The 26404-nt window shown below is 64.6% G+C and carries 22 protein-coding genes; 17 read left to right on the plus strand and 5 right to left on the minus strand.

What is annotated here, in order from left to right; all coding sequences use genetic code 11:
- Window positions 1-54: 54 nt before the first annotated feature.
- The 3 genes from ACLV74_RS13945 to ACLV74_RS13955 all read right to left on the minus strand — a co-directional run bounded on the left by ACLV74_RS13945 (window position 55) and on the right by ACLV74_RS13955 (window position 4150).
- Window positions 55-2970: a PAS domain-containing protein gene (locus ACLV74_RS13945; protein ID WP_411879988.1), complete on the minus strand. Its 2916-nt coding sequence runs from the start codon at window positions 2968-2970 to the stop codon at window positions 55-57.
- Window positions 2971-3061: 91 nt separating this feature from the next.
- Window positions 3062-3424 carry a response regulator transcription factor gene (locus ACLV74_RS13950; protein WP_411879989.1) on the minus strand — a complete coding sequence of 121 codons (363 nt, stop codon included), beginning with the start codon at window positions 3422-3424 and terminating at the stop codon, window positions 3062-3064.
- Window positions 3425-3535: 111 nt separating this feature from the next.
- Window positions 3536-4150 (minus strand): response regulator, encoded by a 615-nt coding sequence (locus ACLV74_RS13955; RefSeq protein WP_411879990.1) that lies wholly within the window; start codon window positions 4148-4150, stop codon window positions 3536-3538.
- A 279-nt stretch (window positions 4151-4429) separates the two neighbouring features.
- Here ACLV74_RS13955 and ACLV74_RS13960 point away from each other — a divergent pair, with 279 nt between their 5' ends.
- From ACLV74_RS13960 to ACLV74_RS14025, 14 genes are all read left to right on the plus strand, one after another.
- Window positions 4430-5644 carry a nitrate- and nitrite sensing domain-containing protein gene (locus ACLV74_RS13960; protein WP_411879991.1) on the plus strand — a complete coding sequence of 405 codons (1215 nt, stop codon included), beginning with the start codon at window positions 4430-4432 and terminating at the stop codon, window positions 5642-5644.
- Between the two features lie 363 nt (window positions 5645-6007).
- Window positions 6008-7264, plus strand: coding sequence for a CmpA/NrtA family ABC transporter substrate-binding protein (locus ACLV74_RS13965; protein ID WP_411879992.1), 1257 nt, complete (start codon window positions 6008-6010; stop codon window positions 7262-7264).
- Between the two features lie 64 nt (window positions 7265-7328).
- Entirely contained in the window at window positions 7329-8291 is a 963-nt protein-coding gene (ntrB, locus tag ACLV74_RS13970) for a nitrate ABC transporter permease (protein WP_411879993.1), read from the plus strand.
- 109 nt (window positions 8292-8400) lie between these two features.
- Entirely contained in the window at window positions 8401-9213 is an 813-nt protein-coding gene (locus tag ACLV74_RS13975) for an ABC transporter ATP-binding protein (protein WP_411879994.1), read from the plus strand.
- Between the two features lie 46 nt (window positions 9214-9259).
- Window positions 9260-11710, plus strand: coding sequence for a nitrite reductase large subunit NirB (gene nirB, locus ACLV74_RS13980; protein WP_411879995.1), 2451 nt, complete (start codon window positions 9260-9262; stop codon window positions 11708-11710).
- A gap of 20 nt (window positions 11711-11730) precedes the next feature.
- A complete protein-coding gene (gene nirD, locus ACLV74_RS13985) occupies window positions 11731-12126 on the plus strand; it encodes a nitrite reductase small subunit NirD (RefSeq protein WP_411879996.1) in 396 nt (131 codons plus the stop codon).
- 15 nt (window positions 12127-12141) lie between these two features.
- Window positions 12142-15183 carry a molybdopterin-dependent oxidoreductase gene (locus tag ACLV74_RS13990; protein ID WP_411879997.1) on the plus strand — a complete coding sequence of 1014 codons (3042 nt, stop codon included), beginning with the start codon at window positions 12142-12144 and terminating at the stop codon, window positions 15181-15183.
- Window positions 15184-15226: 43 nt separating this feature from the next.
- A complete protein-coding gene (ybiB, locus tag ACLV74_RS13995; protein WP_411879998.1) occupies window positions 15227-16135 on the plus strand; it encodes a DNA-binding protein YbiB in 909 nt (302 codons plus the stop codon).
- 8 nt (window positions 16136-16143) lie between these two features.
- On the plus strand, window positions 16144-16911 hold the full coding sequence (gene cobA, locus ACLV74_RS14000) for a uroporphyrinogen-III C-methyltransferase (protein WP_411879999.1): 768 nt from the start codon (window positions 16144-16146) through the stop codon (window positions 16909-16911).
- Between the two features lie 69 nt (window positions 16912-16980).
- The gene (locus tag ACLV74_RS14005; RefSeq protein ID WP_411880000.1) at window positions 16981-17973 is read left to right on the plus strand and encodes a hypothetical protein; all 993 of its coding nucleotides are present in this window, start codon (window positions 16981-16983) and stop codon (window positions 17971-17973) included.
- A 102-nt stretch (window positions 17974-18075) separates the two neighbouring features.
- The gene (locus tag ACLV74_RS14010) at window positions 18076-19200 is read left to right on the plus strand and encodes a sterol desaturase family protein (protein ID WP_411880001.1); all 1125 of its coding nucleotides are present in this window, start codon (window positions 18076-18078) and stop codon (window positions 19198-19200) included.
- Window positions 19201-19224: 24 nt separating this feature from the next.
- Window positions 19225-20463 (plus strand): NAD(P)/FAD-dependent oxidoreductase, encoded by a 1239-nt coding sequence (locus ACLV74_RS14015; protein ID WP_411880002.1) that lies wholly within the window; start codon window positions 19225-19227, stop codon window positions 20461-20463.
- 329 nt (window positions 20464-20792) lie between these two features.
- Window positions 20793-21005, plus strand: coding sequence for a 30S ribosomal protein S21 (gene rpsU / locus ACLV74_RS14020; RefSeq protein WP_007872347.1), 213 nt, complete (start codon window positions 20793-20795; stop codon window positions 21003-21005).
- 128 nt (window positions 21006-21133) lie between these two features.
- Window positions 21134-21583, plus strand: coding sequence for a GatB/YqeY domain-containing protein (locus ACLV74_RS14025; protein ID WP_411880003.1), 450 nt, complete (start codon window positions 21134-21136; stop codon window positions 21581-21583).
- 114 nt (window positions 21584-21697) lie between these two features.
- Here the strand turns inward: ACLV74_RS14025 and pmbA are convergent, their stop codons facing one another.
- Window positions 21698-23113: a metalloprotease PmbA gene (gene pmbA, locus ACLV74_RS14030; RefSeq protein ID WP_411880004.1), complete on the minus strand. Its 1416-nt coding sequence runs from the start codon at window positions 23111-23113 to the stop codon at window positions 21698-21700.
- Window positions 23114-23138: 25 nt separating this feature from the next.
- On the opposite strand from pmbA, the gene yjgA reads away from it, so the two are divergent.
- Genes yjgA through ACLV74_RS14045 form a run of 3 tightly spaced genes read left to right on the plus strand, consistent with a single transcriptional unit; the run spans window position 23139 to window position 25617 of the window.
- On the plus strand, window positions 23139-23756 hold the full coding sequence (yjgA, locus tag ACLV74_RS14035) for a ribosome biogenesis factor YjgA (protein ID WP_411880005.1): 618 nt from the start codon (window positions 23139-23141) through the stop codon (window positions 23754-23756).
- Window positions 23753-24349 (plus strand): molybdopterin adenylyltransferase, encoded by a 597-nt coding sequence (gene mog / locus ACLV74_RS14040; protein ID WP_411880006.1) that lies wholly within the window; start codon window positions 23753-23755, stop codon window positions 24347-24349. The genes yjgA and mog overlap by 4 nt, the downstream gene beginning before the upstream one ends.
- Window positions 24346-25617, plus strand: a complete 1272-nt coding sequence (locus ACLV74_RS14045) for an amidase (protein ID WP_411880007.1) — start codon at window positions 24346-24348, stop codon at window positions 25615-25617. The genes mog and ACLV74_RS14045 overlap by 4 nt, the downstream gene beginning before the upstream one ends.
- A 12-nt stretch (window positions 25618-25629) precedes the next feature.
- On the opposite strand, the gene cysE is transcribed toward ACLV74_RS14045, so the two are convergent.
- Window positions 25630-26403, minus strand: a complete 774-nt coding sequence (gene cysE, locus ACLV74_RS14050) for a serine O-acetyltransferase (RefSeq protein ID WP_411880008.1) — start codon at window positions 26401-26403, stop codon at window positions 25630-25632.
- Between the last annotated feature and the right edge of the window lies 1 nt (window position 26404).

The following is a 26404-nucleotide window of genomic DNA, read 5'->3' on the forward strand; positions in this document are numbered from 1 at the left end:
CCTCCTTCCAGATGTCACCTCCGTGCGCGAAATCCGCACCGCACACTGCCGGGATCAGCCTTCGGCCAGTTTCATCCAATCGGAAGCGTCGGAAGGTTCATGCAGCCCGTGCGCAGGGACGCAAGGAAACAACAAGGTTACCGAGGTTCCTTCTCCGGGCTTGCTGTCAAGCGAAATCTTTCCGCGGTGAATGCGCATGATCTCCTTGACGATGCTCATTCCCAGACCCGTGCCTGGCGTTTTTCCGGATCTGTCGGCGCGATAAAAGCGCTCAAAAACCCGCTCGAGATGCGCCTTCTCCATACCGATGCCGTGGTCCCGCACGCAAATGCCGACGAGAGGCGCACCTCCTGCGCCTGAGGATTCAACCAGCGTGATCTCGACATCGCCACCGGATGAATACTTGTACGCATTCGACAAGACATTCAAAATGGCCTGCTTGGCCTTGCCGCGGTCAGCGTGGAAAAAGATCGAAGGTATCGCGACCCTCGGCGCCGCCCGCCCGGCCGGCAGCCCGAATCCCCTGACGACCTGGCCGACTATCGTTTGCAGGTCCAGCGTCTCAAAGACAAAATCCTTTTCCTTTCGCGCCTCAATCCTGGCCAGGTCCAGCAACTCGTCCAGGATGGATGACATCTGCTGGGATTGGGTATGGATGATGTTCGAGAATTCCAGTCTCTGGGGTTCATCAAGCTTGTGGGTCAGCATCACCTCCGCGAATCCCAATATGCTGGCCATGGGCGTGCGCAATTCATGGGCCGCCGTCGACAGAAACTCCGTTTTCATGTCCTCGACGATGGTCTCGTGGGTGATGTCCCGCAGATAAAGAATTTGCGACACCGAAGCGGCTCCGCTGGTTTTGAGCTTGGCCTGCAACACACGCCGGACCGGCGACGCAAGCTCGATCACGCCGCGCCCTTTGCGCGCCTTGAGGACGGAAAGCCTGCGCAATTCAACCAGCCCGCAAAACGGCCGGGACGCCGCGCATCGCCCGTTCATTTGCTCGGTGAACTTCTCTTCGCTCAACCCGATCACATTGGCCCCCGCCAGCCCGGTCAATTGCTCGAAGGCGGGATTGACGTCTTTCACGCAAAACGCGTGGTCAAACGAAACAAAGGCATCCGGGCTCAAGGAGAAAATGGCGCTCAGCTGCTCGTTCCTGTCCTGTATCTGTTCCTGCGCCAGATGCTGGTCCGTGATGTCGGACGCCGAACCCGTGAAGCGCACCGCCCGGCCGGCCTTGTCGAACGAGGCCCGGCCCCTGATCAACATCCATTTGTAGGCGCCGTCCTTGCACCGCAGGCGCATCTCCACCCGATAGAACTCGGTCTGCCCCTTGAAATGCGAAATGATTTGCCGGTACGCCTCGGCGATGTCATCCGGGTGAATATGCACCGTCCAGTCTTTCAGGGTGACGCTGGAAGGGCCGGCGGTGTAACCCAGTATGGTGCCGAGCGCCCGGGACACAAACAGGCCCCCGGTCGCCACGCTCCAGTCCCAGATACCCTCATTGGCGCCCGAGATCGCGGTCTTCCATCGCTCTTCGTTTTCGGCCACCATCTGGGTCACCTCGACGCGCGAGGTCACGTCGTGGGCAGTGCCCGACAGGCGGACGGCGCGCCCGGCCGGGTCGCGTTCTATGACCTTGCTCATGAGGCTGATCCAGATCCAGCCGCCTTGCTTGTGCAGCAGGCGAAACTCGCATTTGAGGGTTTTGCTTTCCCCCTTGAGATGCTGCTTCAAGCTCACCAAAAACGGGCTCAGGTCCTGCGGGTGGAACAGCGGCAGCAGGGAACCCTTGCCGAACTTCAGCTCCCCGGGCTCGTACCCGATAAGCGTGAACAACTGGGCGTTGCTGGTGAACGCCTCGTCCTTCAGGTTCCATTCCCACGCGCCAAGCTCACCGCCTATCAGCGCGAGCTCAAGGCGCTCCTCGCTGGTTCGCAATTCGACGGCAATCCGCTGGCGCTTTCCCAGCTCGCCCTCCAGGCGCAAGGTGTAAAAAGTCAACGCGGAGGCCATGGCCAGCAGCAGGAAACACAACACCGCAGTCTCTATCAGCAACGCATTGCGCCCGGGCGTGAACATGCCCGCCAGTGTCTCGGTGGCAATGCCTATGGTCACGGCGAGCGGGTAGTCGGTAATTTTCCGGTACGCGTAAATGCGCTCCACGCCGTCCACCGCCGAAAAACTGGTGAATTGGCCGCTGGACTTGCCGTCGCGGATGTATTGAAAGGTTGGCGATTTTGTGATGACCTCGCCGAAGGATGCCACCTCATCCAGCTGCCGCGCACGGATGACGCCGTCCAGGCCTACCAACGCCGCCACGCTTTTTTCGGGCAAGTCGAGATCCGAATAAAAATGCGTGAAATACGTGGCGTCTATCGAGACGACCGCCACGCCGCCGAAACTGCCGTCCGGCCGGTTGATGCGCCGTGTCAACTGGATGGATGATTTTCCGGATGCACGGCCCAGGACGGGCTTGGAGATAAAAAGCTCGCCCGTATCCTCATTTTTATGCACCTTGAAGTGCTCACGGTCCGAGAGGTCAAGCCCCTTTGTGAAGGGCAGGTTGCTCAGCCGGAAGATGCCCTGGGCATCAATGATTCCAATCTGCGCAAACAGGCTGCCGTCGATGACACCCTGGCGGACCAGCAAGCCGAGGTCCAGTTTCTCGCCTTCGTCCGCGTACTCCGTCATCATGAAGCGCAGCGTCTGGTCGGCCGCGCGGAAGGTACGCAGTGCATGTTCTTCGTTAACCCGGGCCAGGTTGGCCAAGGTGTTTTCAACGCGCTCGAGCTGCTGGGCCTTGATGTTTTTCAGCTGGACATAGCTGAAGGCTCCGACACCGAACATCAACACCAGTGTGGACAGCCAGATGGCGATCCGAAGGCCGGGCTTTGACACCGGCCGGCTTGTTTTCGGGGCAGCCGCGGGGCAATCCCCACGGGCGAATACGGTTTGTTTCATTGGAGGCCTTCCAGGCCTGCGAAAGCGTTGTGCCGCGCGAACCCAGCCCGGCGTCCGGATGAAGACGCCATGCAGCGGGCAGTGGTGCGCGTCATTTGAGGTTCTCCTTCAGCCAGACCGCGATGGCAAGTGGACTGAAGGGCTTGATGAAGTAGGCATCGGCGCCGCACTCCAGGCCGGCCAGCCGGTCGGCGGACTGGCCGCGCGCGGTGATCATGGCGACAAGCGTGCCTTTCAACTCCGGGTCGGACCTTATCACCTCGAGCACCTGCAGGCCGTCCATCCCGCCCGGCATCATCCCGTCCAGCAGGACCGCCTGCGGCCGGTTGGCACGGACGGCGGCGAGCGCGCTGGCCCCGTCGATCGCCTCAAGAATTTCGTAGTCGCCGCCCAGGGTGATGGAGAGCAGGCGCCGGATATCGGGGTGGTCGTCGACGATCAGGATGGTTTTCATTTTTTTGTTCTTCCGCATGCGGAGCCGGATGCCGGGGATGGGCGCAACCGGTTCAGACAAAAAGAATGGCGGCGCAACGACTGGGAGGCGGCAGGGTGGTTAAAGGCCATTTCACGGCCCAGGCGCGCCGACGCCGTTTTTCCTGGCGTCCTCAATACCGCTGGCGATGGCCAGCAATTTGGCGAACGGCACCGGCTTTCTCAATACAAACACGTCCGGAGGGACGCCCCCGCGCTTCACGATGTCGATTTCGTCCAGCCCGCTGACCACGACAACCGTGATATCGGCATACTTCGGGTTTTTCTTGAGGATCCCGACCAGCCGGAAGCCGTCAATGCCCGGTGTATCCAGGTCCACGACCAGGAGGTCGGGCCGCTCCTGCTCAAGCAGCATGGCCGCCTCTATGCCGTTGTCGACAGTGGTGATGCGCGGCGACATGGGCCACTGCGCCAGCACGATCTCATAGAGCCTTCGCAGGTTGCTGCTGTCCTCCACGATCAGCACCTTCATCTGCGCGCCACCCGCCTCACCGGTCAGCACGGCAGGTAAACCCGCCTTCATGTGCAGCAGCTTGTTGATGGATTCGCGCGTGACGCGGCGATGCCCGCCGGGCGTCCTCCAGGCGGTCAGCAAGCCGTTGTCCACCCAAAGCTGGGCGGTCCCCACGGAAACTCCGAGCAGCGTGGCGGCTTCCCTTGTCGTGCAAAAAATTTTCTCTATGCTCATGAGGTTTCAGTCAAGTGATTGATATTTATTGTTGATTTTTATTGAATTCGACCAAATACCCTCAAATCGGAGCGCCACTCAAACCGGATTTATCACTATTTGTCACATGCGGCTCATATTTAAGGGGCTCAATGCGGTCGGAGCCGCGGGCCGGGCCGCATGGAGCGGCGCCATACGCCGTCACAATGCCTGTCATGTTGGCGGGAAATGCCCAGCCCGCCCGCTTGGCCGCCTGATGGACGCTCACGGCACAGATGTTGCGGTCGATAAAAGATACCCATGCCGAAATCCCCACTCAGTTTCCTGATCGCCGCCCGCCAATGTGAAATCGGCGAACTCGAGCAGCTTGCGCTTACCAGCGAGCTGGTCAATGCCATAGGCCGCCTGATCCATGCGCTGCAAAAGGAGCGCGGCATTTGCAATGTGTTTCTCGGCTCGCAGGGCACGCGCTTTGCCGAGCAGCGCTTGCAACAGGTCGCCGAATGCGAGCGGGTCCAGCAGTTCGTGCGCGATCACTTTGACGCACTGGACACTGCCCCCAGCCGCGTGCGCAACGGCGCCCGGCTCTTCAGCCGCATTGCCTTCGTGCTGCACGCGCTGGACGCCTTGCCCGCCTTGCGCCGGCGCGTAGCCGCCCAGGCGATCACGCCCGACGAGTCCACAACAGCCTTCATACGGCTGATCGCGGGCCTGCTGGTGGTGGTTTTTGAAGCGGCCGACAGTGCCACCGACCCCGAAATCTCCCGCGCGCTGGTGGCCATGTTCAACTTCATGCAGGGCAAGGAGTTTGCCGGGCAGGAACGTGCCTGCGGCGCGGCCACCTTCGCCTCGGGCCACACGGACGCGGCGCGCCAGCAGCAGTGGCTGCACCTGATTGAATCCCAGGAGCGCTGCTTTGAAGTGTTCACGGACTTCGCGGACCCGGCGGTCCTCAATGCCTGGAACGTCGCCCAGCTGGCCGAATCCATGGCCGAACTGGAGCGCTTGCGCCGCACGGGTTGCGCCCCGAATGCCGGCGGAAGGCTGGACGCCAACCTGAGCCAGACCTGGTTCGACTGCTGCACCCAGCGCATAGACGCGATGAAAACGGTGGAAGACCTGCTGGCAGCCAATTTGCGCGGCCTGTGCGAACGCAAGATCGCCCAGGCGCATGCCGAGCTGCGCGACCAGAAGGCCATCCTGGACGAACTCTCGCGCCAGGCCGATGCCGGCCCGCACGCCCCCGCCCACTACGGCCCCCAGTTGGAGCGCTCCATCCTCGGCCTGGTGCAGGAACAGGCGCATCGCCTGCAGGTCATGAGCGATGAACTCGAAACCGTGCGCGCCGCGCTCAACGAGCGCAAGGTGGTGGAGCGTGCCAAAGGCCTGCTGATGGCCACCCGCAAGCTCAGCGAAGACGACGCCTACAAGATGCTGCGGCAGACCGCCATGAGCCAGAACCGCCGGCTGCTGGATGTGGCCGAGTCCGTGCTGGCGATGGCCGACTACCTGTAAACGCACCACGCTGCCAGCGCCGCGCCCGCCCGGCCTGCTGCACTGCACAAAACCCGTGCCTGCCGCCCTGCCGCGCACCACGATGGGAGCGCCGCAATCCCGCCGTGCTCCATCCTGTTTTCCTCCAGGTCCTTGTTTTTAAAGGAAAAAATCCAGACCCTTCACCACCTCAACCCGCTGGCACGCTTTCTGCTTGAAACATTGCCAAGTTGAGCCAAAGGCGGCTCGACAGCAAGCCCTCCAAGGTTTGTCCCGGACAACGGCGTCCATCTCTTACCCGCTTCGTGCAGGTGAAAGGTGGACGCCGTTTTTGTTTTTCAGCGTGTTTTTCTTCTCTTCTACCTTTGCCACCAGGAGTTCAGCATGACGCAGCAGTCTTACGGCCCCTTCAAACCCGCCCGCCGCGATTTCATCAAAAAAGCCGGCGCCGCCGGCAGCGCCGCGCTGTTCGCCGGCATGCTCCCCGGCGGGGCCTGGGCCGCGGGCTCCGACGCGCCGGAAAAGAAGGAAGTGAAGATAGGCTTCATTCCACTGACCGATTGCGCCTCCGTCGTGATGGCCTCGGTGCTGGGAATAGACCAGAAATACGGCGTCAAGATCATCCCGACCAAGGAAGCCAGCTGGGCCGGCGTGCGCGACAAGCTGGTCAACGGCGAACTGGATTTCGCCCACGTGCTGTACGGCCTGGTCTACGGCGTGCACATGGGCACGTCCGGCCCGAAAAAAGACATGGCCGTGCTGATGACGCTCAACAACAACGGCCAGGCCATCACCCTGTCGAAAAAACTGGCCGACAAGGGCGCGGTGGACGGCGCGGGCCTGGCCAGGCTCATGGCCAGCGACAAACGCGAATACACCTTCGCCCAGACCTTCCCCACCGGCACCCATGCGATGTGGCTGTACTACTGGCTGGCCGCCAACGGCATCAACCCGATGAAGGACGCCAAGGTCATCACCGTGCCGCCGCCGCAGATGGTGGCCAATATGCGCGTGGGCAATATGGACGGCTTCTGCGTAGGCGAGCCCTGGGGCCACCGCGCCATCATCGACGGCATAGGCGTGACTGCCGTCACCACCCAGGACATCTGGAAGGACCACCCCGAGAAGGTGCTCGGTACCACCGCCGAATTCGTCCAGAAAAACCCCAACACCGCGCGAGCCGTGACAGCCGCCATCATCGAAGCGGGCAAGTGGATCGATGCCAATCTCAGCAACAAGCAGAAGATGGCCGAGACCATCGCCGACAAGAGCTACGTCAACACCAGCGTCGACGCCATCAACCAGCGCATCCTGGGCCGCTACCAGAACGGCATGGGCAAGACCTGGGACGACCCCAACTACATGAAGTTCTTCAACGACGGCGCGGTCAACTTTCCCTACCTGTCCGACGGCATGTGGTTCCTCACGCAGCACAAGCGCTGGGGCCTGGTCAAGGACCACCCCGACTACCTGGGCATCGCCAAACAGATCAACCAGATCGAGATCTACAAGCAGGCGGCCAGCGCCGCCAAGGTCAGCGTGCCCAAGGACGCGATGCGCAGCAGCAAGCTGCTGGACGGCACAGTCTGGGACGGCAAGGACCCGAAGAAGTACGCCGACAGCTTCAAGATTCGCGCCTAGGCTCGTTCCGGCCGGCCCCACCCCAGTTCACCGAATTCTCCACCCCACGCAAAGAGGTCACGCCATGGTCAGTGCCGTATTCCACAGCCCGCTTGAGGCCGCGCCCGCGGCCCGCGGCGGCGACAAAACCAGGGCCCGGGAAGCCGGCGCTCCTTTGGCAACCGCCCACAACGACATGACAAACCCCACCACCGCTTCCCCCGCCGTGCAGGCGGCCACCACCCCGGCGGCCCGCGCACCATGGGACCTCTCGTTCATCTGGCTGAGCCTGTTGCCGCCGCTGCTGGGCCTGGGCCTGTTGGCCCTGGTGTGGGAACTGGTCTTCATGGGCACGGGCGGCAGCATCCCTTCGCCGAAAGACACTTTCCTGCAGGCGGTGCAGATCTTCAGCGACCCGTTTTACAGCAAGGGCCCCAACGACCAGGGCGTGGGCTGGAACGTGCTGTCCTCACTCAAGCGCGTGGCCATGGGCTTCGGTCTGGCGGCCGTCGTCGGCATCCCGGTCGGCTTCCTGATCGGCCGCTTCAGCTTTTTGAGCCGGATGTTCAACCCGCTGATCAGCCTGCTGCGCCCGGTCTCGCCGCTGGCCTGGCTGCCGATAGGCCTGCTGGTCTTCAAGGGCGCCAACCCGGCCGCCATCTGGACCATCTTCATCTGCTCCATCTGGCCCATGATCATCAACACCGCCGTCGGCGTGCAGCGCGTTCCGCAGGACTACATGAACGTGGCGCGCGTGCTCAACCTCAGCGAATGGAAGATCGTCACCAAGATCCTCTTTCCCGCCGTGCTGCCCTACATGCTGACCGGCGTGCGCCTGGCCGTCGGCACCGCCTGGCTTGTGATCGTGGCGGCCGAGATGCTGACCGGCGGCGTCGGCATCGGTTTCTGGGTCTGGGACGAGTGGAACAACCTCAACGTCAAGAACATCATCATCGCGATTTTCGTGATCGGCATCGTCGGCCTGCTGCTGGAGTTCGCCCTGATCAAGCTGGCCACGGCCTTCACCTTTGAAGAAGTCAAGAACTAAAAAAAACGCCCCCCCGAAGCGCCTTCGGCGCCTCCCCCTCAAGGGGGCACCACCTGCGGCCCGGCAAAGCCGGTTCCGCGATGGTCCTCCTAAAAAACCGGAGCACATCATGAGCGAATCTTTCAGCAGCAAGTACATCGAGATCCAGGGCGTCGAGCAGACCTTCAAGACCAAGAAGGGGCCGTTCTGCGCACTCAAGGACATCAACCTGACGGTCGCCCGGGGCGAGTTCGTCGCGCTGATCGGCCACTCGGGCTGCGGCAAGTCCACCCTGCTCAACCTGGTCGCCGGCCTGACGACGCCCACCCAGGGCAGCCTGCTGTGCGCCAACCGCGAAATCAGCGGCCCCGGCCCCGAGCGCGCCGTGGTGTTCCAGAACCATTCGCTGCTGCCCTGGCTCACCTGCTTTGAGAACGTCTACCTGGCCGTCGAGCGCGTGTTCTCGGCGACCGAAAACAAGGCTCAGCTCAAGGCCCGCACCGATGCGGCGCTGGCCATGGTCGGGCTGACCGCCGCCGCGCAAAAGCGACCCGGCGAGATTTCAGGCGGCATGAAGCAGCGCGTCGGCATCGCGCGCGCGCTGTCGATGGAGCCCAAGGTGCTGCTGCTCGACGAACCTTTCGGCGCGCTGGACGCGCTGACCCGCGCCAAGCTGCAGGACGAGCTGCTGCAGATCGTCGCCACCACGCAGAGCACGGTGGTGATGGTGACGCACGACGTGGATGAGGCGGTACTGCTGTCCGACCGCATCGTGATGATGACCAACGGCCCCTCGGCCACCATAGGCGAGGTGCTGGCCATCGAACTGCCGCGGCCCCGCAGCCGGGTGGAACTGGCGGAAAGCACGCAATACCTGCATTACCGCAAGGCGGTGATCGACTTCCTCTACACGCGCCAGGCGCATGTGGAAAAAGCCGCCTGACCAGCCGCCCCGCAACACAGCACAGAGACAACCCAAGGAGACCGCCATGGACATGCGCGTCAAGGAAAAGCAGAAACTGGTGATGGTCGGCAACGGCATGGCCGGCGTGCGCACGCTGGAAGAGTTGCTGAAGATCGCGCCCGGCATGTACGACATCACCGTCTTCGGCGCTGAGCCCCATCCCAACTACAACCGCATCCTGCTGTCGCCGGTGCTGGCCGGCGAGCAGACGCTGGACGAGATCGTGCTGAACTCCTGGGACTGGTACACCGACAACCAGATCACGCTGCACGCCGGCAAAAAAGTCGTGGAAGTCGACCGCATCAAGCGCGTGGTGCGCGCCGAGGACGGCACCGAAGAGGCCTACGACCGCCTGCTGATGTGCACAGGCTCCAACCCCTTCATCCTGCCGGTGCCCGGCAAGGAGCTGCAGGGCGTGATCGCCTACCGCGACATCGCCGACACGAACGCGATGATCGAAGCATCCGAGAAGTACAAAAAGGCGGTCGTCATAGGCGGCGGCCTGCTGGGCCTGGAAGCGGCCAACGGCCTGATGCTGCGCGGCATGGAAGTCACCGTGGTGCACGTCATGCCCTGGCTGATGGAGCGCCAGCTCGACGACGTGGCGGGCAAGCTGCTGCAGAAATCGCTGGAAGACCGCGGCCTCAAATTCATGATGGGCGCGCAGACGCAGGAACTCACCGGCAACGCCGAGGGCCGCGTGGCCTCCATCAAGTTCAAGGACGGCACCGAAGTGGCCACCGACCTCGTGGTGATGGCCGTCGGCATACGCCCCAACACCCAGCTGGCCGAATCGATGCGCCTGCACTGCAGCAAGGGCATCGTCGTCAACGACACCATGCAGACCGTCACGGATGCGCGCATCTATTCCGTCGGCGAGTGCGCGGCGCACCGCGGCATCGCCTACGGCCTGGTCGCGCCCCTGTTCGAGCAGGCCAAGGTGGCGGCCAACCACCTGGCGCAGTACGGCATAGGGCGCTATTCGGGCTCGCTGACCTCCACCAAGCTCAAGGTCACGGGCATAGACCTCTTCAGCGCCGGCGAGTTCATGGGCGGCGACGGCACCGAGGAAATCGTGATGAGCGACCCCTTCGGCGGCGTCTACAAAAAGCTGGTCATCAAGGACGACAAGCTGGTCGGCGCCTGCCTCTACGGCGACACGGTGGACGGCAGCTACTACTTCAAGCTGCTGCGCGACGGCCGCAGCGTCAGCGACATCCGCGACAAGCTGATTTTCGGGGAATCCAACCTCGGCGACGCGGGCCACGAAGGCCAGAACAAGGCCGCGCTGATGGCTGACGACGCGGAAGTCTGCGGCTGCAACGGTGTCAACAAGGGCACGATCTGCAAGGCCATCAAGGAAAAAGGCCTGTTCACGCTCGATGAAGTGCGCAAGCACACCAAGGCCAGCGCCTCCTGCGGCTCCTGCACCGGCCTGGTCGAGCAGATCCTGATGTTCACCGCCGGCGGCGACTACTCGGCCACGCCCAAGCTCAAGGCCATGTGCGCCTGCACCGACCACGGCCACCAGGCCGTGCGCGACGCCATCCGCGACAACAAGCTGCTGACGATCTCGGGCGTCTACAAGTTCATGGAATGGAAGACGCCGAACGGCTGCGCCACCTGCCGCCCGGCCGTCAACTACTACGTCACCAGCAGCTGGCCCAAGGAGGCCAGGGACGACCCGCAAAGCCGCTTCATCAACGAACGCAGCCACGCCAACATCCAGAAAGACGGCACCTACAGCGTCATTCCACGCATGTGGGGCGGCGAGACCACGGCCAGCGAGCTGCGCCGCATCGCCGACGCGGTCGACAAATACAAGATCCCGACCGTCAAGGTCACCGGCGGCCAGCGCATCGATTTGCTGGGCGTGAAGAAAGAGGACCTGCAGAACGTCTGGAACGACATCGGCATGCCGTCCGGCCACGCTTACGCCAAGGCCCTGCGCACGGTGAAAACCTGTGTGGGCAGCGAATGGTGTCGCATGGGCACGCAGGACAGCACGCAGATGGGCAAGGACCTGGAACGCGCGATGTGGCGCATGTATGCGCCGCACAAGGTGAAGTTCGCCGTCAGCGGCTGCCCGCGCAACTGCGCCGAGGCCGGCATCAAGGACGTCGGCATCATTGGCGTCGATTCGGGCTGGGAGATGTACATCGCCGGCAACGGCGGCATCAAGACCGAGGTCGCGCATTTCTTCACCAAGCTCAAGACCGCGGCCGAGGTACTCGAATACACCGGCGCCTTCTGCGAGCTCTACCGCCAGGAAGGCTGGTACCTGGAGCGCACGGTGCACTACGTGAACCGCGTGGGCCTGGACTACGTCAAGAAGCGCATCCTGGAAGACCACGAAGGCCGCAAGGCGCTGTGGGAACGCCTGCAGTTCGCGCTCGACGGCGAGCCCGACCCGTGGTTCGACGTCAAGGAAGCCTCCGTCGACACCCGGCAGTTCGAAAAACTCGCCGTCCTCTGAAACTTCCTGAAGAAATCACCATGTCCGAATGGAAAAAAATCTGCCGGGTCGATGAAATCCCCGTCCTCGGTTCACGGCGTGTCGCGCGCGCGCAGGGCATGGACGTCGCGGTCTTCCGCAACGGCGAGGACCAGGTCTTCGCGGTGCTGGACCGCTGCCCGCACAAGGGCGGACCGCTGAGCCAGGGCATCGTCTTCGGCACCAGCGTGGCCTGCCCACTGCACAACTGGACCATAGACCTGGAGGGCGGCTGCGCCCGGGCGCCCGACGAAGGCTGCGTGCAGAAGTTCAGCGTGCGCGTGGAAGGCGGCACGGTGCACCTCGATACCACCGAACTGGCGATGCTGGCGCTCGATCTCACACCGCCCGTGGCGGGTCCCAAGCTCTTGTCCCCTCTCCCCCTGGGAGAGGGCTAGGGTGAGGGCAGCCGCGTGACCATAGCGCCGTCCGCCGGCCCTCACCCCCACCCTCTCCCAGGGGGAGAGGGAGCAAGACAAACCCGTTCAACTTGCCCGTACTGCGGTGTAGGCTGTGGTGTCATCATCGAGTCCACCGGCGACCAGATCACCGGCGTGCGCGGCGACCCGGACCACCCCGCCAATTTCGGCCGGCTCTGCACCAAGGGCTCGACGCTGGCGCTGACCGCTTCGGCCGCCGTCACGCGGCAGACCCGCTTGCTGCAGCCCATGCGGCGCGAGCACCGGCATGAAGCGCCTAAACCTGTGTCCTGGGACAACGCGCTCGGCTTTGCCGCCGAGAGCTTCGCGCAGATCATCCGCGACCACGGCCCCGACGCGGTGGGGTTTTATATTTCGGGCCAGTTGCTGACCGAAGACTATTACGCCTTCAACAAACTCGCCAAGGGTTTGGTAGGTACCAACAACGTCGACACCAATTCGCGCCTGTGCATGAGCAGCGCCGTGGCCGGCTACAAGCAGACGCTGGGCGCGGACGCGCCGCCTTCGTGCTACGAGGACGTGGCCCATGCACAGTGCATCTTCATCGTCGGCAGCAACACGGCCTACGCGCACCCCATCCTGTTCCGGCGCATTGAGGACGCCAAGGCGGCCAACCCGGCGCTCAAGATCATTTTTTGCGACCCGCGCCGCACCGACACGGCCGAGATCGCCGACCTCCACCTGGCGATACAGCCGGGCACCGACGTGTCGCTCTTCAACGGCATGCTGCACATCATGCTGTGGGAAGGCTGGACCGACGCGGCGTACATCGCGGCGCACACCACGGGATTTGACGCGCTCAAGGCCACGGTGCGCGACTACACGCCCGACCTGGTCGCCGAAACCTGCGGCATCCAAAAAGAAGACCTGCTGGCCGCTGCCAGGATGTTCGCGACTTCGGCCGCGACCCTCAGCCTGTATTGCCAGGGCCTGAACCAGTCGAGCAGCGGCACCGCCAAGAACGCCGCGCTCATCAACCTGCATTTGGCCACCGGCCACATCGGCAAGGCCGGCGCCGGGCCGTTCTCGCTGACCGGCCAGCCTAACGCCATGGGCGGGCGCGAAGTGGGCGGCCTGGCCAACCTGCTGAGCGCGCACCGCGACCTGGCCAATCCCGAACACCGCGCCGAAGTCGCCGCGCTGTGGGGCGTGCCGGCCGTGCCGGAAAAACCGGGCAAGACGGCGGTCGAGATGTTCCAGGCCGCCGCCGACGGCGAGATCAAGGCCTTGTGGATTGCCTGCACCAACCCGGCCCAATCCATGCCCGACCAGGCCACCGTGCGCCGCGCGCTGGAGCGCGCCGAACTGGTGATCGTGCAGGAGGCGTTTTCCACCACGGCCACCTGCGACTATGCGGACCTGCTGTTGCCGGCGACCACCTGGGGCGAAAAGACCGGCACGGTGACCAACAGCGAGCGGCGCATCAGCCGCGTGCGGCCGGCCGTGGCCGCGCCGGGCGAAACGCGGCATGACTGGGCGATCGCTGTTGATTTTGCGCAGCGGCTGGAGGTCGTACTGAAGGCTGCCGGCCCTCACCCTAACCCTCTCCCTGGGGGAGAGGGAACCGGGAACCCGTATTCACTCCCTCTCCCTCTGGGAGAGGGCAGGGGTGAGGGCTCCCCGCTCCCCGCCCCTTCCACCCTCTTCCCTTACTCCCTCCAGAACGCCTCCCTCGGCGTCGAAACCATCTGGAACGAACACCGCGAATCCACCCGCGGCCGCGACCTGGACATCACCGGTCTGAGCTATGCGCTGCTCGAAGAAGGCCCGCAGCAGTGGCCCTTCAAGCCCGGCGACACCACGGGCAAGGTCCGCCTCTACGAAGACGGCATCTTCCCCACCGCCGACGGCAAGGCGCGCTTTGCCAACACCGTCTACAAGCCGGTGGCCGAGCCGCGCGAATCGCGCTACCCGTTTTCCTTGACCACCGGCCGGCTGCGCGACCAGTGGCACGGCATGAGCCGCACCGGCACGCTTGGGCGGCTGTTCGGCCACGTGGCCGAGCCCTCGGTGCAGATGAACGCCCAGGACATGGCGCGGCGCTTGCTCAAGGACGGCGACCTGGTGCACGTGACCTCCAGGCGCGGCTCCATCGTCGTGCCGCTGCAGGTCTCGCCCGATATGGCGGTGAGCCAGGCCTTTATCGCCATGCACTGGGGCGAGGAATATTTGAGTGGGCGTTCCACCAAGGGCGACACGCTGGCCGGCATCAACGCGCTGACCACCTCGGCCTACTGCCCGAGTTCGAAACAGCCCGAACTCAAGCACGCCGCGGTGAAAATCCTCAAGGCCGAAATGCCCTGGAGCCTTCTCGCCATGGCCTGGCTGCCCGGTGACGCCGTGCTGGCCGCGCGCGAGAAGCTCAAGCCGCTGATGGCTGCCTTCCCGTTTACCAGCTGCGTGCCTTTTTCCAACAACACGCCGCTGGCCGAGCAGGGCCGCGAGCGCTCCGGCCTGCTGTTCCGGGCGGCAGGCCATGAGGCCCCGGCCGACGAGGTGCTGGCCTCCATCGAAAACATCCTTGGCCTGGGCGGCGCCGACGTGCTGCGTTATGCGGACCGCAAAAAAGGCCAGCGGCGAACCATGCGGCTGGTGGGCAACGCCGAAAAGGCTGAACTCGCCGGCTTTGTGCTGGCCGGCGACACCAGCGCCCAGGCCTGGGTCAGGACCCTGCTGCAGGACGAGTTGCCCGCCCAGGCCTACGGCCGCCTGTTGCTGCTGCCCGGCGCCACACCACCCGTGGCGGTGCAGTCGCGCGGCAAGCTGGTCTGCACCTGCCTCAACGTCAGCGACACGGCGATCGACGAGCACCTGGCGCTGCTGGCCGCCGGCGGCGGTGGCGCGGGCCACTTGCACACCGACGAGGAGAGGCTGGCGTCGCTGCAGGCGGCGCTCCAATGCGGCACCAACTGTGGCTCCTGCGTGCCCGAACTCAAGCGCCGGGTGCGCTCGGCGCGTGCTGAGCCGCAGGCGCCGCTACAGCGCACCGTGATCCCGATCCGGCAGCTCGCTTAAGCTCATAACAGGAAGTTATCTGCATTCGCGGACAATGACGCTTATGGGTATTAGCCAGTACATCAAGGAAATCGGCCGCGGCAAGGACGGGGCACGCCCCCTGTCGCGCGAGCAGGCCACCGACCTGCTGGGCCAGGTGCTGGACGGCACCGTGACCGACCTCGAAATCGGCGGCTTTTGCCTGGCCATGCGCATCAAGGGCGAAACGCCCGCGGAGATGGCGGGATTCCTCGACGCGGTTCACCAGCGCCTCGCGCATTTTCCCGCGACTTCAACCCCCACCGTGGTGCTACCCAGCTACAACGGCGCGCGCAAGCTGCCGGTGCTCACACCCCTGCTGGCCCTGCTGCTGGCGCGTGAAGGCGTGCCCGTTCTGGTGCACGGCACGCCCACCGAGTCGAGCCGGGTGTTTGCCTCGGAAGTGCTGCAGGTATTGGACATCCATGCGCTGCCGGCCGTGCGCAAGATAGCGGACGGCGAGGCCGTCTTCACGCCCACCGAGGTGCTACTGCCTTCCCTCAAGCGCCTGCTCGACGTGCGCCGCGCCGTGGGCCTGCGCAACCCGGCGCACAGCCTGGTCAAGATCATGAGCCCCTGCCTGGGAAAAAGCCTGGTGGTGAGCAGCTACACACACCCCGAATACGCGATATCGATGGCGCAGACTTTCGAACTGACCGGCGCCAACGCCATGCTGCTGCGCGGCACCGAAGGCGAAGGCGTGGCCGACGCGCGCCGCATGCCGCAGATGGAGGCTTTCATCAGCGGAAAGCGCTCACTTCTGCAGGAAACCCAGGCCGGCACGCTGGCCTCCCTGCCCGAGCTGCCAAAAGCAGTGGACGCCGCCGGCACCGCGGCCTACATTCAGTCCGTGATGGCAGGCAACATACCGGTGCCGCCGTCGATTGCGCGGCAGGTGGAACATATCTTGCAGTTGTTGCCTCAAATCAAATAACGACCATCATGAACCACGGAAAAGTCACCCTCGTTGGCGCCGGCCCCGGCGACCCGGAACTGCTGACCCTCAAGGCCCTGAAGGCTATCCAGCGCGCGACCGTGCTGCTGGTGGACGATCTCGTGAGCGAAGAGATCGTGGCCTTCGCGCGGCCCGAGGCGCGCATCGTCTACGTGGGCAAGCGCGGCGGCTGCAAGTCCACGCCGCAGGCCTTTATTGAAAAACTCATGCTCATGGCGGCCCGCGAAGGCGAAGACGTGGTGCGCCTCAAGGGCGGCGACCCCTTCATCTTCGGCCGCGGCGGCGAAGAGGTCGAGCACCTGCGCGATGCCGGCATTGCGGTGGAAGTGGTCAACGGCATCACCTCGGGCCTGGCCGCCGTCACCTCGCTGGGCGTGCCGCTCACGCACCGCGAGCATGCGCACGGCGTGGTCTTCGTCACCGGCCATGCCAAGCCCGGCGACAGCGGCACCGACTGGCAGGCGCTGGCCGCCACCGCGCACAGCGCGCGCCTGACGCTGGTGATCTACATGGGCGTCAGCGGTGCGGAGCGCATCCAGGACGAATTGCTGACCGGCCTGCCGGCCGGCACGCCGGTCGCCGTGATCCAGAACGCCTCTCTGGCGACGCAGCGCCACATCACCACCACGCTGGGCGCGCTGGCGGCATCGGTGCGCGAAGCCGGCATGGCCAGCCCGTCGGTGATCGTGGTGGGCGACGTGATCAGCGGCGTGGCACTCGCAGCCGCACACCCCGACGCCGTGCGCGTGGCCTGAAGGAAAGCCCCGCGTCACACCACTGTCACGCGCGATGCCTAAGCTCCCGGTCTTTCGACTGGAGCATTCATGTCCCTCCGCTTCCTGGCCGGCGCGTTGCTGGCGCTCAGCATGGCTTCTGCCCAGGCGCAAAGCTTTTCATTCGGCCTGTGGGGCGACATGCCTTATCAAAAAGCAGGCGACGACCCGAAGATTCCCGCGCTGATCAAAAGCATCAACCAGTCGGACATCGCCTTCTCAATTTACGACGGCGACATCAAGGACGGCAGTTCCAAATGCACCGACGACATCTATGCAGCGGCGCTCACCATGTTCGGCGGGCTGGACAAGCCCGTCATCTATGTGCCCGGCGACAACGAATGGACGGACTGCCACCGCCTGAACAACGGCGGTTATGACGGCCTGGAGCGCCTGGCCTACCTGCGTAAAACCATGTTCCCCACCACGCGCAGCCTGGGCAAGCGCACCCTGCCGCTGGTTCACCAGGCCCCGCCGGGCGAGAAATTCGTGGAGAACACGCGTTTTGCGCATCACGGCATCGTGTTTGCCGCGCTCAACGTGCCGGGCAGCAACAACAACAAAATCCTGGACGAAAAAGACTGCACGCAGAAAAGCGCGCGCACCACCGCCCATTGCGAAGCCTCCAACGCCGAATACCTGGAGCGCGACGCAGCCAATGTACGCTGGCTGCAGGAGGCTTTCGCCCAGGCCAAGGCCGGCAAGGCGCGCGGCCTGGTGCTGGTGATCCAGGCCGACCCCGGCTTTGACCTGCCGGAAACCGAAGACAAGGACGAGAGCCAGGCGCCGGGCGTCAGCGGCTATCGCAACTTCATCAGCAGCGTCATCACCGAAACGGAGCAGTTCTCCGGCCAGGTGTTGCTGGTGCACGGCGATACGCATTTCTTCAAGGCCGACAAGCCGCTGTACAGCCCGACCCGGCTGCTCGCCAACCTCACACGCCTGCAAACTTTCGGCAGCCCGCTGATCCACTGGGTGCGCGTCACCGTGGAGCCCAAAAATCCCAATGTGTTCACGATTCATCCCGTCATCGTGAAGCAGTAAGCCCCGGCCCCGACAGGCCGTGCAGCGGGGCAAGCGCCGCGCGGCTTTCCCGTCCCACAGCTACACTCCCGAAGTCAAAACAACAGCAGAGGGAATGGCGCGATGCTTGAAAAACTCAATGAACTGACCGAAAGCCACGGCGAACTCCGCCCCGGAAAAGGCATGATGAGCGGCGTGATCGCACTCAGCCTGGGCATCCTGTGCTTCCTGGGCGTGCTGGCCTTTCATTTCCCCGAATACCTGACCACGCCCGAGCTGCGCAAGAGCTACAACGTCGACGTGATACGCATCGTGATGTTCGCCTCGCTGGTGATCGCAGGCGGCATCTCGCTGGTCAACATCATCTTCAACCGCTCGCGCTGGCTGGCCGGCGCCGCCTTTTTGCTGGTGGTGGCCACCGCGTTGCTGGGCGGCCACAAGGTGCCGGTCAACGACTTCGCCGACAACACGCCCTACATCGGCCTGGACTGGTTCATCCTGGACCTGCTGGGTTCCTCGCTGATCTTCATCTTCATTGAAAAGCTGTTCGCGCTGCGCAAGGACCAGCCGGTATTCCGCGCCGAGTGGCAGACGGACTTCCACCATTTCATCGTCAACCACATGATCGTGGGCTTTGTGCTGCTGGCCACCAATTTGCTGGTGCACAAGTTCTTCGGCTGGGCCGCCAACGACGGCATTCGCGGCTGGGTGCAGGGCCTGCCCTTCTGGGCCGGCGTGCTGCTGATCGTGCTGGTGGCCGACCTGGTGCAGTACTGGACGCACCGGGCCTACCACGAGGTACCGGTGCTCTGGCGCCTGCACGCGGTGCACCACAGCGCCAAAAGCATGGACTGGCTGGCCGGCTCGCGCCAGCACATCCTGGAGTTGCTGATCACCCGCACCTTGATCCTCGCGCCCATCTACGTATTCGGTTTTTCCAAGGAAGTGATTGACGCCTACATCGTGATCGTCGGCTTCCAGGCGGTGTTCAACCATTCCAACGTGAGCGTGCGCCTGGGCCCGCTGCGCTACATCATCGTCACGCCCAACTTCCACCACTGGCACCACAGCCAGGACCAGGAAGCGCTGGACCGCAACTATTCGGCGCACTACGCCTTCATCGACTACCTGTTCGGCACCGCCGTCAAAAGCACCCGGCTCTGGCCGGACCGCTACGGCGTGCTGGGCGACTATGTGCCCAATGGGTTCCTGAAGCAGCTCAAGTTTCCCTTCGTCTGGAAAGGCTGAACGGTCCATCGATCAGGCTTTGTTTTGACACACCCATTTGACGTCGTCGTAATCGGCGCGGGCGCCGCCGGCCTGTTCTGCGCGGCCCAGGCGGGCCAGCGCGGGCTCAAAGTCCTGCTGGTGGACCACAGCGAAAAAGTCGCCGAGAAAATCCGCATCTCGGGCGGCGGCCGCTGCAACTTCACCAACCGCGACGCCACCCCCGCGCAGTTCCTGAGCGAAAACCCGCACTTCTGCCGCTCGGCGCTGTCGCGCTACACACCGCAGGACTTCATTGCCCTGCTGCAACGCCACAACATCCCCTTCCACGAAAAGCACAAGGGCCAGCTGTTTTGCGACCGCTCCGCCGAAGACGTGATCAACATGCTGCTGGCCGAATGCGAGGCCGGCCAGGTCACGCGCTGGCAGCCTTGCGGCATCCAGAGCGTGAAGGGCCCCCAGGAGGCGGGCGGCAATTACGAGCTCCAAAGCGACCGCGGCCTCATCACGGCGCCGCAGGTGGTGATCGCCACCGGCGGCCTGTCGATTCCCAAGATAGGCGCCACCGATTTCGGCTACCGCATCGCGAAACAATTCGGCCTGCGCCTGGTGGAGCCGCGCGCCGCGCTGGTGCCGCTGACCTTCGACGGCGAAGCCTGGGCGCCCTATGCCCAGCTGGCCGGGCTGGCACTGCCGGTGCTGATCGAAACCAGCCCGGCTGACGCCACGCCCAAACAACGCAAAAAAGGCGTGGTGTTCTCGGAAGACCTGCTGTTCACCCATAGAGGCCTGAGCGGCCCGGCCGTGCTGCAGATTTCCAGCTTCTGGCGCGAAGGCCAGCCGATACGCATCAACCTCGCCCCCGGCGTGGACCTGCCCAATCTGCTGCTGCGCGCCAAGGCGACGTCCAAAAAGCTGATCGCCAACGAACTCGCCACCCTGGTGCCCAGCCGCCTGGCCGACGCCTGGGCCGGCCAGGACCCCGCCCTGCAACGCCCCATCAGTGACGCCACCGACAAGGCCCTGCTGACGCTCGCCCAGCGCCTGGCCGACTGGGAACTCACACCCAACGGCTCCGAAGGCTACAAAAAAGCCGAAGTCACGGTGGGAGGCGTAGATACCCGCGATTTGTCCTCCCAGACCCTGGAATCGAAACAGCCCGGCCTCTATTTCATAGGCGAAGTCGTCGACGTCACCGGCTGGCTGGGCGGTTACAACTTCCAGTGGGCCTGGGCCTCGGCCCACGCCTGCGCCGAAGCCCTCGCGACCCGCGCGGCAGCCTGAGCGGTCAAAAAAGCCACAAAACACAGCCCGGCCCCGGGGTTTTCGGGCAAGCCGGGGCCGCGGAACCGGCTTCGCCGGGCCGCAGGCGCAGCGCCCCCTCGGGGGCAGAGAGCCACACGCAGTGGGCGAACGTGGTGGCTTTGCCCTACCAGCATGAGCCGTGGAACCGGCTTTGCCGGGCCACAGGCGGGCGGCCCCCTCGGGGGGCAGGGAGTTACACGAAGTGAACGACCGTGGGGGTGCTATAATCTCAGGCTTTGCTAGCAAACCCGTGCCTGGCCTGATCCTGATCAGATCGATAAAGGCGCACCTTTTGGATCAACTGAACAATGACCACCATCCGTGTAAAAGACAACGAGCCCTTCGACGTGGCTCTGCGCCGCTTCAAGCGCACCATTGAAAAACTCGGCCTGCTGACCGACCTGCGCGCCCGCGAGTTTTACGAAAAACCAACGGCAGAGCGCAAGCGCAAGAAGGCAGCCGCCGTCAAGCGCAACTACAAGCGCATCCGCTCGATGCAGTTGCCCAAGAAGCTGTACTAATCCTTTAGTACCGCCTCACGGCAACAAAAAGCCCGCACGAGGACGCTCTGCGGGCTTTTGTGCTTTTGGCTTGTGCTTTTTAGCGCCTGCACAAGCCCCCTTCCTTTTCAGCCCTTCAGGAGCCCCGAATGTCCGCCCTCAAAGACCAGATCACCGAAGACATGAAGACCGCCATGCGCGCCAAGGACAGCGAGCGCTTGGGCACCATACGCCTGCTGCTGGCGGCCCTCAAGCAAAAAGAGGTCGATGAACGCGTGGTGCTGGACGACGCGGCCGTGATCGCCATCGTCGACAAGCTGATCAAGCAGCGCAAGGATTCTCTGGAAGCCTTCCAGAAGGCCGAACGCAAGGACCTGGCCGACAAGGAAGCCGCCGAACTGGTGGTGCTGCAGGCCTACCTGCCGGCGCGCCTGAGCGCCGACGAAGTCGCCGCCGCCGTCAAGGCCATCGTGGCCGAACTGGGCGCCACCGGCCCCGGCGACATGGGCAAGGTCATGGGAGCGGTCAAGGCCAAGCTGGCCGGCAAGGCCGACATGGGCCAGGTCTCGGCAGCGGTGAAGGCCGCGCTGGCAGGTTAAGCCGCCACGGTCGCTCACTTAGTGTAGCTTCCTGCCCCCCCCCGAGGGGGCCGCTGCGCCTGCGGCCCGGCAAAGCCGGTTCCGCGGCCCCTGCTTGGCTTAAAACGCCCCTCGTCAGGAGCCGGCGACTTTCATCCGGTTGATGAGAATCGAGCCGACTGTCTTGGCGCCGTAGTTGTAGGCGTCCGCACCCACAGCCTCGATGCCCATGAGCATGTCCTTGAGATTGCCGGCAATGGTGATTTCTTCCACCGGGAAGGCGATGCGGCCGTTTTCAACCCAGAAGCCCGAGGCGCCGCGCGAATAATCGCCCGTCACGTAGTTCACGCCCTGGCCCATCAATTCGGTCACGAACAGGCCGCGGCCCAGCTTGCGCAGCATGGCGTCGAGGTCGTCGCCTGGACGGGTCAGACGGCTGGTCAGCACCAGGTTGTGCGAGCCGCCGGCATTGCCGGTGGTGCGCATGCCCAGCTTGCGGGCCGAATAGGTGCTCAGGAAGTAGCCTTCGACGCGGCCGCCGGCCACCACCTGGCGCGCCTTGGTTTTCACGCCCTCTTCGTCAAAAGGCGCGCTGCCCTTGCCTTTGCGCAGGTGCGGGTCTTCGGCGACGTCGATGTGTTTGGGGAAAGCCGGCTTGCCCAGGCTGTCGGCCAGGAAGGTGCTTTTGCGGTACAGCGCGCCGCCGCTCACGGCCTGCACAAAGCCGCCCAGCAGGCCCGCGGCCAGCGGCGACTCGAACAGCACCGGGCACTGCGTGGTCGGGATCTTGCGGCTTTTCAGGCGCGCCAGCGCGCGCTCGGCGGCGTAGCGGCCCACGGCCTCGGGGCTTGCCAGTTCAGCCGCGTCGCGCATGGAGCTGTACCAGGCATCGCGCTGCATCTGGTCGCCCTTGCCGGCGATAGGCGCGACCGAAATGCTGTGGCGCGAGCTGGCATAACCGCCGCGAAAGCCCTTGGTGTGGGCGCTGAAAAAATGGCTTTGCTGGGCCGACACGCCGGCGCCTTCGCTGTTGGTGATGAGGCGGCTGGTGCCCAGGGCGGCGGCCTCGCACAGCAGGGCCAGGCGCGCGGCTTCTTCGGAATCGATAGACCAGGGGTGGAACAGGTCGAGTTCGGGATGCTTGCGCGCGATGTCGCGGTCGTCGGGCAGTCCCGAGGTTTCGTCTTCGGCCGTGAAGCGCGCGATGTCGTAGGCCGCTTTCACGGTCTGCTGGATCGCCGCCTTGGAAAAATCGCTGGTGGCGGCATTGCCGCGCTTTTTGCCGATGTAAACGGTGATGCCCAGCGACTTGTCGCGGTTGCGTTCAACGTTTTCCAGCTCGCCCTTGCGCACGCTGACCGACAGGCCGCAGCCTTCGGAAGCCTCGGCCGCGGCATCGCTAGCCCCCAGCTTTTTGGCGTGGCCCAGCGCGGTGTCGACGAGATCTTCAAAAAAATCGCGGTGGTAGCTGAAGCCGCTTTCAGGCTGGTGAGAGGGACGGGAAGCGGCGCGCTTTGCAGCGCCGGAACGAGAAGAAGCTTTTTGGGTCATATGGGTAGCTATGATACTGACTGCCATGAACAACAAGACTCCCAAGGCCATCAAGGGCTACTGGTCCAACGGACGCTTCGTCAAACCCGAGGAAATCGCACTCGAGGAAGTCGGCCCGCCCAGCAAGACCCAACTCAAGGCCGAGGCCGACGAAAAACAGGCGCTCGGTGAAGCGCTGCTGACCCTGCGCGCCGATTTGATGGCGCGCCTGGACCTGCCAGACAAGCTGCGCGACGCCATCGCCGACGCCAAAAAGATCACCAACTTCGAGGGCAAACGCCGCCAGATGCAGTTCATCGGCAAGCTGATGCGCCCGCTGGATCCGGAACCCATCCGCGAGGCGATCAACGAGCAGCTCAACGGCTCGGCCGACCTGACGCTGGCGCTGCACCTGGCCGAACAATGGCGCGACAAGCTGATCGCCGACGACGCGGCGCTGGGCGACTGGCTGGAGCAATACCCCGGCACCGATTCGCAGCAGCTGCGCGCATTGATCCGCCAGGCCCGCAAGGACGCCAAGCCCGAAAAACCCGGCGAAGCGCCGCGCCACGGCAAGTCCTACCGCGAAATCTTCCAGCTGGTGCGGCAAGCCATGGCCCAGGGACCCGATAAGAGCGACGAGGCCGAGGAGCCCCAGGCGTGAGCCAGGCCTTCGACGCGGTCACGGTCGGCATCGTCTCGGTCAGCGACCGCGCCTCCGCCGGCGTCTACGTCGACAAAGGCCTGCCGGCCCTCAAGGAATGGCTCACACGCGCGCTGCGCAACCCCCTCACCTTTGAAGAACGCCTGATTCCCGACGAGCAGGCGGGCATCAGCGCCGCGTTGATTGCGCTGGTCGACGCCGGCTGCTCGCTGGTGCTGACCACCGGCGGCACCGGCCCCGCGCCGCGCGACGTGACGCCCGAAGCCACGCTGGCCGTCGCCCACAAGGAAATGCCTGGCTTCGGCGAGCAGATGCGGCAGATCAGCCTTAAATTCGTACCCACGGCCATCCTGTCGCGCCAGTGCGCGGTGATACGCGGCAAAAGCCTGATCCTCAACCTGCCCGGCCAGCCCAAGTCCATCCAGGAAACCCTCGAAGGCCTCAAAAACGAGGCCGGCGAGCCCGTGGTGCCCGGCATCTTCGCCGCCGTGCCCTATTGCATAGACCTGATAGGCGGCCCTTACCTCGAAACCGACCCGGCCGTCTGCAAGGCTTTCCGGCCCAAATCGGCCATCCGTACGCCGGCCCCATGAAGCCGCAGGCGCCGTCCGCTATCGAGACGGCCACCCGGCTGGCTGCCGGCAGGCTGGACGCGGCCGGCCTGCTCACAGAGACCTTTGCACGCATAGAGGCCACAGACCCCACCCTGCGCGCCTTCACGGCCCGCCTGGACCTGCCTGCGGCACTCGCGCAGCTACCGACCCTCACAGGCCCGCTGCAGGGCCTGCCGGTGGCCCTGAAGGACATCTTCGACACCCGCGACTTCCCCACGCGCTACGGCTCGGCGCTCTACCCCGCCGAACCGTCGCGCGCGGATGCGGCGATGGTCGGCGTGATCCGCCGCGCCGGCGGGCTGATCATCGGCAAATCCAGCACCACCGAATTCGCTTTCCTGCACCCGACCGTCACGCTGAACCCGAATGCGCCGGGCCGCACGCCGGGTGGCTCCTCCGCCGGCTCAGCGGCGGCCGTGACGGCGGGACTCGTGCCTTTTTCCATAGGCACACAAACCGGCGGCTCGGTGATTCGCCCGGCGTCCTATTGCGGCGTCACGGGTTTCAAGCCCAGCTTCGGCCTGCTGCCGACCTCAGGGCTCAAGTGTTTTTCCTGGTCGCTGGATACGGTCGGCCTGTTCGCCGCCAGCGTGCCCGAGGCCGCCTGGTTTGCCCAGGCCGTCACCGGCCAAGCGCTGGCACTCGATGCCGCGCCGGCCCCAAAAACATGGGTCGTGGGCGTGCCCGAAGCCTATCCCTGGGCCGAACTGTCCCCCAGCGCCCGGCAAGCGATCGAAGCCGGCAGCCAGGCGCTGAAGGCCGCAGGCGCCGACGTGAAACGCATCACCCTGCCCGGCTGGATCAAGGACGCGTTCGACGCCCAGGACATCATCCAGGGCTACGAGGTCTGGCGCAGCCTGGCCTGGGAAGTTGATCACCACCCCGAGGCGCTATCGGACATCCTGCGCAACTACCTGCTGGCGGCCCGCAACATCACGCCCGCCGCCTACGAGGCCGCGCAGCGCACCGCATCAGAAGGCCGCAAGGCCTGCGCTGAATGGTTCGAGGGATTCGACGTGTTGATGACGCCGAGCGCACCCGACGAAGCGCCAGCAGGCTACGGCAGCACCGGCGCGGCCATCTTCAACCGCGCCTGGACGCTGCTGGGCGTGCCCTGTGTGAACGTGGCCGGCGCCACGGGGGTGAACGGCTTCCCGATGGGGCTGCAAATCATTGGTGCGCCGCATGCCGACCGCGCCTGCCTGCAGGCCGCCGCTTTCCTCGAACGCGCGCTCAAGCCGGCCTGAAAACGCGCTGGCTTACTTGCCCACCAGCTGGTTCAGCTTGTCGGCTTCGAAGGTTTCCGTGAGCGCCGCGTCCTTGGGAACGCAGTCCTTGCTCATGGCCGTTTGCGGGCCGGAGAGTTTTTCAATCGCCTGCCATAGCAGGGCGATCTGGTGCTCCTGGCCGGATGCGTTGTCGATCAGGCCGCGCATGGCCTGCGACAGCGGGTCGTCCTCCAGCGTGATGCCGTAGGCCGAAAACTTGGTGGTCGACACGTCGGCGCTTTCGCCGGCCTTGGACAGGATGATGCGCGCGGGAATGCCCACCGCCGTGGCCCCTGCCGGCACGGGCTTGATCACCACCGCATTGCTGCCGATCTTGGCGCCGTCACCGACCACAAAGCCGCCCAGCACCTTGGCGCCGGCGCTGACCACCACGTCGCGGCCCAGCGTCGGGTGGCGCTTGGCGCCCTTGTAGAGCGAAGTGCCGCCCAGCGTGACGCCCTGGTAAATCGTGCAGCCGTCGCCGATCTCGGCGGTTTCGCCGACCACCACGCCCATGGCATGGTCGAAGAACACCCGCTCGCCGATCTTGGCGCCGGGGTGGATTTCAATGCCGGTCATCCAGCGTGAAATATGCGAGATAAACCGGCCCAGCCATTTGAAGCCGTGGTTCCAGCACCAGTGCGCGCGGCGGTGCAGCACCAGGGCGTGCAGGCCGGGGTAGCAGGTCAACGCTTCCCAGGCCGTGCGGGCGGCGGGGTCGCGGTCAAGAATGCACTGGATGTCGGAGCGGAGTCGGGAAAACATG

Source organism: Polaromonas sp. YR568 (genome assembly GCF_943369415.1).
Classification (GTDB): Bacteria; Pseudomonadota; Gammaproteobacteria; order Burkholderiales; family Burkholderiaceae_C; genus Polaromonas.